General features: G+C 56.2%; 8 protein-coding genes and 1 pseudogene. 4 read left to right on the top strand and 5 right to left on the bottom strand.

The window, feature by feature from the left end; translation table 11 throughout:
• The 5 genes and pseudogenes from Q0Z93_RS07380 to Q0Z93_RS07360 all read right to left on the bottom strand — a co-directional run.
• Positions 1-588 (bottom strand): annotated as a pseudogene (locus tag Q0Z93_RS07380) (amidohydrolase family protein); the annotation flags it as partial.
• 31 nt (positions 589-619) lie between these two features.
• Complete coding sequence (locus Q0Z93_RS07375) at positions 620-835, bottom strand: 4Fe-4S dicluster domain-containing protein (RefSeq protein ID WP_298064255.1); 216 nt, start codon at positions 833-835, stop codon at positions 620-622.
• Positions 832-1,821 (bottom strand): methionyl-tRNA formyltransferase, encoded by a 990-nt coding sequence (fmt, locus tag Q0Z93_RS07370; protein ID WP_298064254.1) that lies wholly within the window; start codon positions 1,819-1,821, stop codon positions 832-834. Before fmt ends, Q0Z93_RS07375 begins: the two co-directional genes overlap by 4 nt.
• Before the next feature lie 23 nt (positions 1,822-1,844).
• Positions 1,845-3,065: a bifunctional 3,4-dihydroxy-2-butanone-4-phosphate synthase/GTP cyclohydrolase II gene (locus Q0Z93_RS07365; RefSeq protein ID WP_298064253.1), complete on the bottom strand. Its 1,221-nt coding sequence runs from the start codon at positions 3,063-3,065 to the stop codon at positions 1,845-1,847.
• Between the two features lie 40 nt (positions 3,066-3,105).
• Complete coding sequence (locus Q0Z93_RS07360; RefSeq protein WP_298064252.1) at positions 3,106-4,557, bottom strand: LptF/LptG family permease; 1,452 nt, start codon at positions 4,555-4,557, stop codon at positions 3,106-3,108.
• A 424-nt stretch (positions 4,558-4,981) separates the two neighbouring features.
• On the opposite strand from Q0Z93_RS07360, the gene Q0Z93_RS07355 reads away from it, so the two are divergent.
• The 4 genes from Q0Z93_RS07355 to Q0Z93_RS07340 all read left to right on the top strand — a co-directional run.
• Positions 4,982-6,487, top strand: a complete 1,506-nt coding sequence (locus Q0Z93_RS07355) for a TolC family protein (protein ID WP_298064251.1) — start codon at positions 4,982-4,984, stop codon at positions 6,485-6,487.
• Between the two features lie 9 nt (positions 6,488-6,496).
• On the top strand, positions 6,497-7,600 hold the full coding sequence (locus Q0Z93_RS07350) for an efflux RND transporter periplasmic adaptor subunit (RefSeq protein WP_298064250.1): 1,104 nt from the start codon (positions 6,497-6,499) through the stop codon (positions 7,598-7,600).
• Positions 7,601-7,772: 172 nt separating this feature from the next.
• Positions 7,773-10,844 (top strand): efflux RND transporter permease subunit, encoded by a 3,072-nt coding sequence (locus tag Q0Z93_RS07345; protein ID WP_298064249.1) that lies wholly within the window; start codon positions 7,773-7,775, stop codon positions 10,842-10,844.
• A partial coding sequence (locus Q0Z93_RS07340; RefSeq protein ID WP_298064247.1) for an efflux RND transporter permease subunit occupies positions 10,841-12,953 on the top strand: 2,113 nt, incomplete at its 3' end. The genes Q0Z93_RS07345 and Q0Z93_RS07340, both read left to right, overlap by 4 nt.

Genomic DNA, 12,953 nt, shown 5'->3' with positions numbered 1-12,953 from the left:
CCCGAACTCCAACGCCCCCGGCAGCTCCGGAGCCGCGCTCCAACGCTTGATGCAATCCGTACTCGCCAACAAATCGACGTACTCCTCCCGGTTCGGCGGATAGATATGATCCGGATGCTGCGCCCCTTTCATCACCGGATTGAGATAGTTCCCCTCCAAGTGCAATCCCATGATGCACGCCCCATCGACAGCTCCGTCCGGTTCGGCCATCACCTGCTCGCACGTCCGGATCGCCCGCCGGAAAACCGCCACCGCATCGGCTGCGATCGTAGGGAACAGCGCCGTCGTCCCGTGCAGCGCATGGGCCCGCGCAATCGCCCGAAAAGCCTCCGGCGTCGCCTCCGAAAAGTCGTGCCCCACCGCCCCGTGGACGTGCATGTCGATACACCCCGGCGCCACATAGCATCCCCCCGCATCCCATACGCACGCCTCCTCTTGCGACACCTCGGAAGCCGTCGGCAGTTCGACATTCCGCTCCGTCACCTCAACGATCTTCCCCTCCGGCGAAACGATAATCTGCCCGTTTCGCAAAATTCCCTCCGGCGTGATAATCCGTCCGTTTATGATTTTTAACCATCCGTTCCGCATGCTCGTATTTTCGATATTGAACGATTTATCTTCATTTAGAGATTTGCGCGAAGACCCCTTCCTGACAAGCTCCGACACACTTTCCGCACCCGATGCAATCCGCCGCCCGCCGGAAAATCACATGTTTATGCCACAAAAACCGCACCCGTCCGATCACCCGTTCCGGGCAAGCCTCGACACACTTCCAACACGCCACACACCGGCGTGGATTCAAAGCGACGATAAACGCCGTCCGTTTCCTGTTCATATTCTGTATCCCCTTAAAAATTCTTCGACCTCCATCGCCCGTTTCCCCGCCACCTGCAACCGGTCGACATAAAGCCATCCGTCCGCGCACGCCACCCGCAGCCACCGCCGTCCGTCCGTCTCGAAACCGGCCCCCATTGCCTGCGTTCGTTGATCCGAGGTAAACGGCTCAATATGCGCCGCCAGAATCTTCGCCGTCGTCCAAGGCGCCGCCGAGCCGCCGTTGCCCGGAAAATCGCACCACGCCCCCGGATACGGGCTCAGCCCCCGCACCTTGTTATACAACTCTCGGACAGGGTAGTCCCCCCACGTTTTATCCCCAGCGACCAACCGGCCATCCTCCTTGAAAATCTTCGGCGCCGGTCTCAGCATCCCCTCGTCTCCGGAAGGCTGGGCTAACGATTTCACCGTCCCCGCCGCCAATCCCTCGACCGTCTCCACCACCAATCCCGCCCCCAGCATCATCAATCCGTCGTGCACCGTCCCCGCCGTATCCGTGTCGGAAATGGGCAATTCCCGCTGCATCAGAATCTCCCCCGCATCGATCTCCCGGTTCAGCAGAAAGGTCGTCACCCCCGTCCGCCGTTCTCCGTTGATCACCGCCCAGTTGATCGGCGCCGCCCCGCGGTACTGCGGCAGCAGCGAAGCATGCAGGTTGAACGTCCCGTATTCAGGCATCCCCCATATGATTTCCGGCAGCATCCGGAACGCCACTACGATCGCCAGATCCGCATATAACGCCTCGAACGAAGCGACGAACTCCGGATCCTTGAGCTTCACCGGCTGCAACAGCGGCACCCCCGGCAGAGCCACCGACGCATATCGTTTGACCGCCGATTCCTGCACCCGAAGCCCCCTCCCGGCCGGTTTGTCCGGCACGGTCACGACCCCCACCACATTATATCCCCCCTCGACCAAACGCCGCAAAGGCTCCACCGCAAAGTCCGGCGTCCCCATGTAGACGATTCTCAACTGTTTGGCATCCATCCGAAACAACGTTTTATGATCGGTTACTTATTTCCCGAAAACAATCCGAGCGTATGCCCCATCTCCCGCTCCTTCGTCTCTAAATAATGAGCATTGTACTTGTTCGGCGCGATCACGATCGGCACGTTCTCCACAATCCGCAGCCCATACCCCTCCAATCCCGCCCGTTTCTGCGGATTGTTGGTCATCAGCCGGATGTTCCGCACCCCCAGATCATGCAAGATACTGGCTCCCACCCCATAGTCCCGTTCGTCCGCCTTGAACCCTAACTTCAGATTGGCCTGCACCGTGTCCAGCCCGTTATCCTGCAAGGCGTAGGCTTTGATTTTGTTGAACAGCCCGATCCCGCGCCCCTCCTGGCTCAGGTAGACGATCACCCCCTTGCCCGCCTGCTCGACCATCTCCATGGCCTTGTGGAGCTGCGCCCCGCAGTCGCACCGGCACGACCCCAGAATATCCCCCGTCGCGCACGACGAGTGCATTCGCACCAGAATCGGCTCCTCGTCCCCCCATTCGCCCTTGATGAGCGCCATGTGTTCCAACCCGTTGCTCTTCTGCCGATAGACCACGATGTCGAAGTTCCCCCACTGTGTCGGCAAAGTCGCCCGCGCTCCCCGTTCGATGATCGAATCCTCTTTCAACCGGTAAGCGATCAGGTCGGCGATCGAAATGATTTTCAGGTTGTATTCATCGGCAAATGCCAAGAGTTCCGGCATCCGGGCCATCGTTCCGTCCTCGTTCATGATCTCCATCAAGGCCCCCGCCGGATACAAGCCCGCCAGCCGGGCCATATCCACCGTCGCTTCGGTATGCCCCGCCCGCCGCAGCACGCCTCTGTCCTGCGCATAGAGCGGATTGATATGCCCCGGCCGTCCGAAAGTGGCCGGCGTGGAAGCTGGATCGGCCAACGCCCGGATCGTCGCCGCCCGATCCGCAGCCGAGACCCCCGTCGTACACCCTTCGAGCTTGTCGATCGTCACGGTGAACGGTGTCCCCAGCACCGATGTGTTGTCCGACACCTGATGCGGCAAATCCAACTCCCGGCACCGCGACAGCGTAATCGGCGCACAAAGCACGCCCCGCGCATGTTTGAGCATGAAATTGACCTTTTCCGGCGTAATCCATTCCGCCGCAATGATCAGATCGCCTTCGTTTTCCCGATCCTCGTCGTCCACCACGATGACGAATTCGCCCCGGCGAAAATCTTCGATCGCCTCCTCTATGGTATTCAGTCTGCGTTCCATATTTTCTTTCGATGTATGTAGCTAATTGTGTATCTGTTTGTTAATGCCGATTTTTCAACAAGCGTTCCCGCACGCGCCGATAAAGCGCCACGACCGGCTCCAACCGCTTTTTATAGGAATCCGGATTGAACAGCGCCGAGTCGTTCGTCGACTTATAGGTCAGGAAAATAGCGATAGGGAAGAGGATGAAACTGGATATCCATATTCCCCAGAACGGCGACCATTGGCCGTCTTTCACGAATTTTTCGCCCGTGATCGTGATGATGTAGTAAACCACGAAGAAAAGCACCGACACGACGATCGGCATCCCCAGCCCTCCCTTTCGGATAATGGCCCCGAGCGGCGCTCCGATCAGGAAGAAGATCATGATGGAGAAGGGTAGGGCGATCTTCCGCTGAAAATCGGCCTGGGCACGATAGAGCAGTTGCGAGGTGTAACTCATATACTCGGACTCGTAATCCGCATAGCTGCGCGCTTCCTCGGCCCAATTGGAAGCCTGTCCGAAAACGGCGTTGCGGCTCTCGACACTCATCGTATCCAGCTTCTCCATCACCGACACCGACTGCAGCCGGGGAAGCGTGTCCAGATTCGCAGAGGCCAGATTCCGGAACAGGTGCGATTGGACTAACCGGTGTTCAAAATTAGTCACCATGGAATCCTGGGTATGTTTCAGGGAGTCGATGCTATGCGACAATTCGCTCATATTCTTCGTTTCGCTGCGCGAGGCGAACTCTTCCTGATCCGACCGCTCGAACGCAAAGCCCGACAACGGAATAATCAATGTCTGTTCGTCGAACAGGTGATGGCTCAGTTCATTTTTACTGAACCACTGGTAGTCCCGGTTTTCTTCGTATATCTGGCCGTTATACAGGTCGACGATCAGGTACTTGCGGTCGTCCGAAATGCGGATGTATCCCGAATCGGCCACCGTCGTCTGCATCTTGCTGTAGGTCTTGTTGTTGTAAATCAGAATATCGTTCAGTTTGTTGGTCTCCGGATCCTGATGCCCGATGCGGATGCTCATGTCCGGAATCCCGTTGAAGAATATGCCGTCCTGAAACTTCATCTCCTGTTTCTGTTTGGAAATGTCGCTCAGCAGCGAAAACATCTTCCGGTAAGAATAAGGGGTGAAATTATTGATTACGAAAAAACTCCCGATACAGACCACGGTCATCAAAATGATGAGCGGCTTCATGATCCGGGGCAATGAAATACCGGCTGCTTTCAGCGCGAGCAGTTCATTGTTTTCGCCTAAGTTTCCCATCGTCATGATGGATGCCAGCAGCGTGGCCAGCGGGAGCCCCATCGGCACCAGCGTGGCGCTGGCGTAGACTACCAACTCGATGATGACGCCCGGCCCCAGTCCTTTGCCTACCAGCTCGTCGATGTGCATCCAGAGATAGTGCATCAGCAGGATGAACATCACGATAAAGAACGTGAGAACCATAGGCCCCACGTAGGCTTTCAGTACGAATCGGTAAACTGTCTTCATTCGGCGTCCGTGTCCTTCGTCGTCCGGGAGGTAAAACGGCCCGGCGAGTGCGAATATTTCCCGTTCCTGTTTTTTACAGGGAAATAAAGAAAGTACAAATTTATCATTTTTTCGGACAACCGATAGTCCTCTTGAGTTTATCCGCCTGCGCATCCCACAACGAACGGCAATCGTCCGGCCCGCCTTCTTCGGCAAAGCGGTGGCCGTCAGGAAAATATGATAAGCGGGATACGATCTATACGGCAGGGAGCGGGGTAGTGGCTGCGATCGGAGTCGATGACAAGTTGGGCGGGTTTATCCGGATCAAACATGAATAAGAATGGAGGGGGAAAGTTTGAACCGAAGCCCGTTGCGGAACATAATGGTTGGATTTATCTTGAAAGATGACTATCTTTGCAAGAGTATCCATGAGTTACAGCCTCTTGTGAAAGTTTTATTGCAGCTAATAGCTTTTATTATACTGCTCGGTACGGGATGCGTGAAACTAAATGCCCAGTCTGCCGGGGTCACGGTTGTCCGCCTCAGCCTGCCGGAGGCCATTATGCGCGCCCAAGGTTATTCCATCGATGCGATGATGGCCAAGCATACGTACCTGAGCCAATACTGGCAGTATCGCTCCTACCGGGCGCAGATGTTACCCTCGCTCTCCTTGAGCGGGAACATTCCGAATTTCGACAAATCCTACACTTCGCTCCAGAATGCGGTGACGGGGGGATATAATTATGTGGATAATTATGCCATGCGTAACTCGGTGGGCCTCTACCTGCAGCAGAATATTGCGGCCACGGGCGGAAACGTGCAGCTGTTTACGGGATTGGAGCGGCTCGACCAGTTTTCGCCTGCCCGGGAGGTGATCTGGAATTCGTCGCCGGTGAGTATCATATTCAACCAGCCCATCGGAGGATTCAACCAGCTCAAGTGGGACAAACGCATCGAACCCGTTCGGTATGAGATGGCCAAGTATGAGTACCTCGAATCGATGGAAACCATCACGACGACCGTTGTGGGATACTTTTTCGACCAGCTTGTCGCGCAGCAGAATCTGGCTATCGCCCGGCAGAACTATGCCAATACCGATACCCTTTATAAGATTTCACAGGAGCGGTTCAAGATAGGAGCTATCTCCAAGAACGATTTGATGCAGCTTGAGCTGCGGCTTCTGAACGAGGGGATGTCGATCAACACCAACAAGTTGCAGTTTGATTTGGCAGCGGCCCGGTTCAAGTCATACCTCATGTATGACGAGCGGGACTCCGTGATGCTCAAGATACCGGAGAACATGGTCGATATCGAGATTCCCATCGAGGAGGCTTATCGGCTGGCCTTCAGCAACACCTCTTTTGAATACCGGCATCGAGTCAAAAAGCTCGAAGCCGAGATGAGTGTAGCGCAGGCTAAGGCTAACCGCAGGCCGCAGGTCAATGTATATGCAAGACTGGGGTTGAATCAAGTATCGGAGACTATCGGGGGGGCTTATCACAATCCGCTGGATCAGGAGACGGTTCGAATGGGGATTAGCGTGCCAATTTTCGACGGCGGGGTGGCCAAAGGGCGGGTGCGGATGGCACTCTCGCAGCAGGAAGTGACCGAAGCGGAGCTGGACAAAGACCGAATCGACATGAAACAGAATATCTACCTGAAGGTGATGCAGTTCAACAATCAGAACAAGCAGTGCACCGTGGCAGCCCAGGCGGATTCGGTGGCGGCAGAACGCTACGCCTTGTCCATGAGGCAGTTTGCGGCCGGGAAAATTAGCGTGCTGGATTTCAACACGGCGCAAAGCGAACGCAACTCGGCACATGCTGACTATCTGACCGAATTGCAGAACTACTGGAACTACTACTACACCATACAGCGGTACACCCTGTTCGATTTTCTGCATATGCGGAATATCGCCCACGGTTTCGACCCGGTTTCACTCGAAAAATAAACTATCCTTATGGCAACCCTATTTTTACGTTGTTGCAGCGTAGTATTGAGCGGGCTGTTGTTATCCTCCTGCGGCGGCACGAGGGACGGCCAGGAAAGTGGGGAGATCCTTGCTAACAAAAAGGCACAGGTACAGAATATCAATCTGGTGGATACCATCACGTTGCGGCGGGGTGTTTTCCGCTCTCAGCTCATCAGCAACGGCAAACTTCGGGCCCAGCAGAAAAGCGATCTGCAATTTTCAGCTGCGGGGCCGGTGGTATGGCTGGCGGGCGGGAACGGGACCGAGGTTTCTGCAGGAGCGGTTATTGCACGAGTAGACGAACGGGAGGCCAAAATCAGGCTGGAACAGGCACGCCAGACGATGCGTAAGGCGGACATCGACTTGCAGGACGCATTGCTGGGGTTCGGCTATGATGCAGCGGACTCGGCACAGGTGCCGAGCCAGACCATGCAGATTGCCAAACTGCGGTCGGGCTACGACGAAGCGAAAACAGGACTCGAAAGTGCCCGTTTGGCGGCAGAGAACTGCGTGCTGACAGCACCTTTCGGGGGGCGGATCGCGAATCTCAAAACCAAACTGCACGAGAACCCGAAAGGGGATTTTTTCTGTTCGGTGATCAACGACCGCTCCTTTGATGTAGAATTCAATGTACTGGAGAGCGAGCTGGCCAATATGCGGGTGGGGCAACAGGTGAGCGTGTCGACCTTCGTCGAACCGTCGAAACGCTATGCCGGACGGATAACGAGTATCAATCCGACGGTGGACGACCAGGGGCAGATTATGGTGACGGCATATGTTCCGAATCCGGGAGGGCTGATTGACGGGATGAATGTGAAGGTTTACGTCGAGAGTCGGGTGGAGGGGCAGTTGGTGGTGCCGAAAAGTGCGGTATTGGTTCGGGACGGCCACTCGGTGTTGTTCCGGTATGATTCGCAGACGGGGAAAGCGATGTGGACCTATGTACGGATCGAGATGTCCAACAGCGACTCACACGCGGTTGAAGCCAATAAGGACAGGGGGGCTGAACTGAATGTGGGCGATGCGGTGATTGTGTCGGGCAACCTCAATCTGGCGGACGGGTCGGATGTCGAAATCAGACCTGCTGAATAACTCCCGATTGCCATACGGAGCCCCCGTTCTTTGCTTTCAAGAAAAGAACTTTCCAGCGGCTGCTTTAGGATGCGCAAACATCCTCTAAAGTTTTTCGCGGAGTTTTCGTTCACAAAAGCGACAGTTCAGTGCGGGCAGAGACAAATAATCGGACGATTATCGAAAATCATATATGATTCGAAAGCTGATAGAACGCCCCATCGCCGTTACGATGTGTGCCATCGCCGTGATTGTGCTGGGATTCGTGGCGAGCGGCATGCTGCCCGTCTCGTTGATGCCCGAAGTCGACATCCCGCAGATTACCGTGCGAATCAACGCTCCGAACACACCGGCGCGCGAGTTACAGGCCTCGGTCATCAATCCGCTGCGGTCACAACTCATGCAGACCGGCCATCTGCGCGAAATCACCGCCGAAGCAAAAGACGGCAAAGGACTGATTTTCCTGCAATTCGACTATGGCACCGATATAGACTACCTCTTCATCGAGGTCAACGAGCGCATCGACCGCGCCATGGGTTCGCTGCCCAAAGAGATCGAACGGCCCACTGTCGTTAAGGCTAGTGCAACGGATATTCCCGCCTTCTACCTCAATCTCACGCTGGCCGATACCCCCGCCCATCAGGCGATGAACGCGCGCGCCCGCGAAAACCGGCTCATTGAAATGAGCAATTTTGCGGCAACGGTCATCGCCAAACGACTCGAACAGCTGCCGCAGGTGGCTTTCGTGGATATAAGCGGACGGCTCTACCCGGAGTTGGTGGTGACCCCCGACCCAATCAAACTCGAAGCGATGGGAGTGGAACCCTCGCAAATCGAGCAGGCCATTCAAGCCAGCGATGTCCGCATGGGCAACCTGACCGTGCGTGACGGACAATATCAATACAACATACGCTTCAGCTCCACCATCGGCGGACGGCAGGACATCGAGCGGATTCCGATAAATATCGCCGGGCGAATTTACCGGCTCAGCGAATTGGCAACCGTCGTCGAACGGCCCCAGCAGAGGCAGGGAATCGTGCTCTCCAACGGAAAAGAGGCCGTGACCATGGCAGTCATTAAGCAGTCAGATGCCCGAATGGGCGAGCTCAAGGCCGAAGTCGCACGCCTGGTGGACTATTTCGAGCGGGACTATCCCGACATCGACTTTACCGTTACCCGGGACCAGACCCAACTGTTGGACTACTCGATTGGGAACCTCGAAAGCAATCTGATTGTCGGTGCCGTACTGGCCTGTCTGGTCATCTTCTTCTTCATGCAGGACTTCCGCGCGCCGATGCTCATCACGCTGACCATTCCGCTGTCGCTGCTCGTCTCGCTGCTCTTTTTCTTCCTGCTCGGCATCTCGATCAACATCATTTCACTCTCGGGACTGATGTTGGGGCTGGGGATGATGGTCGACAACTCCATTATCGTAATCGACAACATCTCGCAGCGATGGGACCGGGGGCAGAAGCTCAAAGAGGCGATTGTCACGGGAACCGGAGAGGTCTTTTCGGCCCTGTTGAGTTCCGTGCTGACCACCTGTTCCATCTTCGTGCCGCTGATTTTCCTGAGCGGGATTGCCGGAGCGATGTTCTACGATCAGGCGATGGCCGTGACCATTGGACTGGTCTCCTCGTTGATCGTGGCGATGACGATTATACCGGTCTACTACCTGTTGCTGTACCGCGGGTGGACGCATCGGGCACAGAACCGGATTTTGCAGAAAATCGGCGTGCGCGACATGGCAGGGGCATACGAACGGAGTCTGTTGTGGGTCTTTCGGCATCAATGGCTTGTATGGCTGCTTGTATTCGGATTCACGGCATCCGGCATACTGTTTTACTTCGAACTCGACAAGACCGCTTTGCCGGCCATCGAGAAAGAAGATGTCATGCTGCATGTGGACTGGAATCAGCCCATCACCCCGACCGAGAATCGGGAACGGACACAAAGCCTTGTCCATGCTTTGGGCGGGGCGGTCAGTCATGCTACCCTTATGGCCGGACAGCAACAGTTCGTGCTTCAGCACACCACAGAAACCGCAGGGAATGAGGCCCTGGCCTATATCCAGGTGGTCGATCCGGACTCCTTGTCCCCGGTTGTCGCACGCGCCGCAGCCTACGTGCAGGCGAACTATCCGGAAGCCGTTTTCCGGACTGCGGAAGCGGGGAATATATTCGAGATGATATTTGCCGACAACACCGCGATGCTCACGGCGCGGCTGCGGCCCCGGAGCGGGAGCGCCGAACCCGATAAACTCAACCCGCTGCTGACCGCCATTGCAGACAGTCTGCCGGGTATTGCCGTCGAGCCGGTGGTGTGGCAGGAACACATGACCCTCTACGCCGACCGCAACCTGATGTCGCTCTACAAGGTGGACTATCAGACGCTCTATTACGCGCTAAAAAGCGCCTTTCACGAGAACCGCATACTGGAAATCAAACAGGGGCAATACTCGCTGCCGGTATCGCTGGGGGGCGAGGAACAAACGGTGCGGGATGTGCTGGCGACCCATACGGTTCTGTCGACCGACAAGATCGAAATTCCGGTCAATCTGTTGGTGACCGAGAGTCCGGATCGCGACCTGCGGAGTATCGTCTCGGGAACCGAAGGAGAATACTACCCCCTGAACCTCGATATTCCGGATCGGGACGTGCCCCGGACGATGGTCGCCATACGCCAGGCGGTCGAACGGGATGCGAATTTCGAGGTAGGTTTCTCAGGCCGCTGGTTCGACAACCGAGACACCCTGCAACAACTGATTATGGTGCTTGCCGTATCGTTGCTGCTGCTCTACTTCATCCTGGCTTCGCAGTTCGAATCACTCGTGCAGCCGTTCATCATTATGTCCGAAATCGTGGTCGATATATCGGGGGCATTGCTTATTTTATGGCTCTGCGGTGCGACGATTAACCTCATGTCGCTCATCGGACTGGTGGTGATGAGCGGCATCGTCATCAACGACTCCATCCTCAAGGTGGACACCTTCAATCGGCTGCGGAAAGAAGGATACGGAGTGCTGCGTGCCGTGCTGACCGGTGGAGACCGGCGGCTGAAACCGATCGTGATGACCTCGCTGACCACGATATTGGCCATTGTGCCGTTCCTCTTTTCAGGAGGGATGGGAAACGATTTGCAACGGCCTTTGTCGCTGGCCATCATCGGCGGGATGGTCTTCGGGACTATTGTCAGCATCTACCTGATTCCTATTTTCTACTACCACATTTACCGGCGCTGCGACAGCAAACAACGCAAGCCATGAGTATGTCCGGCAAACATATATCTCCTTTCCAAGTGATTCTGGTGATGGCGGCCCTGATGATCATCGGCGTCACCATGATTCCGCTGCTCAACGTCCAGTACTCGCCGGGAGTGCGGCAAAAGGGCATCAGCGTACAGTACAGCTGGCCGGGAGCCTCGGCACGGATAGTCGAGCAGGAGGTGACCTCGAAAGTCGAGGGGGCACTGGCCCCGATTTCGGGGATTCAGGAGATGTACTCCGCCTCGTACAAAGATGGCGGTTCGGTGTCGCTCTCGTTCAAGAAAGAGGCCAATATGGATGCCCTGCGATTCGACATCTCGTCGCGGATTCGGCAACTCTACGCCTCGCTGCCCGAGGGAGTCTCCTACCCGCAACTCTCCACAGGAATGGACGGCCAGAGCGCATCGCCCGTACTGACCTACACCATCCATGCCGACCTGCCGACCTGGCAAATCGCGCAATACACCGAGCAGAATATAGCGGGGCCGTTGTCCCGGATAGAGGGGGTGAGTCGAGTTTCGGTGACCGGAGCGACGCCCTTCGAGTGGGTCGTTACCTTCGACCCGAATCGTTGCGCCATCCTCGGCATCACGGGCGGTGATATACGCACCGCTTTCAGTACCCTGAACCGAAACGACCCGGTGGGGCTGGGGCTGATGGCAGCCCCCGGAACGGACGACCTGCGACAGATACGCATCGGGCTGAAACAGGCCCCCCTGCCGCCGGAACAATGGAGCGAAGTGGTGGTCAAACAGACCGGCGGACGTATCGTCCGGCTCGGGGATATCGCCACGGTCGAACACCGCCAAAAACTACCCGAAACCTATTACCGCCTCAACGGGCTGAACAACATCAACCTTACGATTTATGCCGAGAAGCATGTGAACACCCTGGTCGTGACCGACGCCCTCAAAGCGCAAATCGCCGCTATCGAGGCAGAACTGCCGGCAGAGTACTCGATGACCTTAGCCGACGATACGTCAGTGTATATTCGCGGGGAGTTGCGTAAAATCTATTGGCGGACGGGGTTGTCAGTGCTGATTTTGCTGGGGTTTGTCTTCCTCACCAGCCGGAGCCTCAGGTACCTGTGGATGATTGTCCTGACGGTGGTTTGTAACGTGCTGGTGGCCTTTATTTTCTACAATATCTTCGGTCTGGAGATACACCTCTACTCGCTGGCCGGGATTACGGTGTCGCTCGGGATGATTATCGACACCTCGATTATCATGATAGACCACTATGACCGCTTTGGCAACCGACGGGTATTTCTGGCCATTATGGGGGCGTTGCTGACGACTATCGGGGCGCTCAGTATCGTATTGTTCCTGCCGGAGAACCAGCGGGATAACCTGGTGGACTTCTGCGCCGTCATCGTTATTAATTTAGTGGTGTCGATGGCCATCTCGATACTCTTCATTCCGGCCCTGTTAGATAGATTCCCCATCCATCACAACCGTTCGCGCCGCCTGTCCCGGGGGTATCGTACTCGGGGGAAACGACGGGTGGCACGCGTTACGGCTGCCTATGGCCGTTTTCTGGAGCGCAGCAGGCGCCTCCGGTGGGTGTATATCGTCGTGGCCCTCTTGGGATTTGGCATCCCGGTGCAGATGCTGCCCCCCAAGATTGAACACAAGGAGGAGCCGAAACGCGATTCCACCCTCTGGGTCAGGGCATACAATGCGACCATTGGCAGCAACTGGTACCAGCAGAAAGCGAAAACCTACGTGGAGATGCTCCTTGGGGGCTCTATGCGCCTGTTTGCGAAGGATGTGTACAACTCCGACTTCTACAGCGATCCTGAGCGTACGCGGCTGATTATCAACGCATCGCAACCTGAAGGGTGCACCGTGCATCAGCTTAACGAGACGATGCGCGTTATGGAAAACTTCCTAAGCGGATTCGACGAGATAGAGATGTTCCGCACCTCCATTACCAGCTACGATAACGGGCAAATCTCGGTGACGTTCAAACCGGAGGCGGATAAGGCAGGATTCGCTTATCGGCTCAAGGAGCTGGCCACGACCCAGGCCTTAGAGCTCGGGGGGGCCGACTGGAGTATCTACGGGGTGGGACAAGGGTTCAGCAACAGCCTCAGCTCGGGCTGGAAGT

The organism is uncultured Rikenella sp. (genome assembly GCF_947628055.1).
GTDB lineage: Bacteria > Bacteroidota > Bacteroidia > Bacteroidales > Rikenellaceae > Rikenella.
The sequence above is the reverse complement of the archived record's forward strand: the minus strand, read 5'-3'. Positions and strand labels throughout refer to the sequence as shown.

Excerpts from the sequence above, each read along its gene's own strand:
- Q0Z93_RS07350 (WP_298064250.1), top strand. The coding sequence starts at position 6,497 with ATGGCAACCCTATTTTTACGTTGTTGCAGCGTAGTATTGAGCGGGCTG.
- Q0Z93_RS07360 (WP_298064252.1), bottom strand. The coding sequence starts at position 4,557 with ATGAAGACAGTTTACCGATTCGTACTGAAAGCCTACGTGGGGCCTATG.
- Q0Z93_RS07345 (WP_298064249.1), top strand. The coding sequence starts at position 7,773 with ATGATTCGAAAGCTGATAGAACGCCCCATCGCCGTTACGATGTGTGCC.
- fmt (WP_298064254.1), bottom strand. The coding sequence starts at position 1,821 with ATGGATGCCAAACAGTTGAGAATCGTCTACATGGGGACGCCGGACTTT.
- Q0Z93_RS07365 (WP_298064253.1), bottom strand. The coding sequence starts at position 3,065 with ATGGAACGCAGACTGAATACCATAGAGGAGGCGATCGAAGATTTTCGC.
- Q0Z93_RS07375 (WP_298064255.1), bottom strand. The coding sequence starts at position 835 with ATGAACAGGAAACGGACGGCGTTTATCGTCGCTTTGAATCCACGCCGG.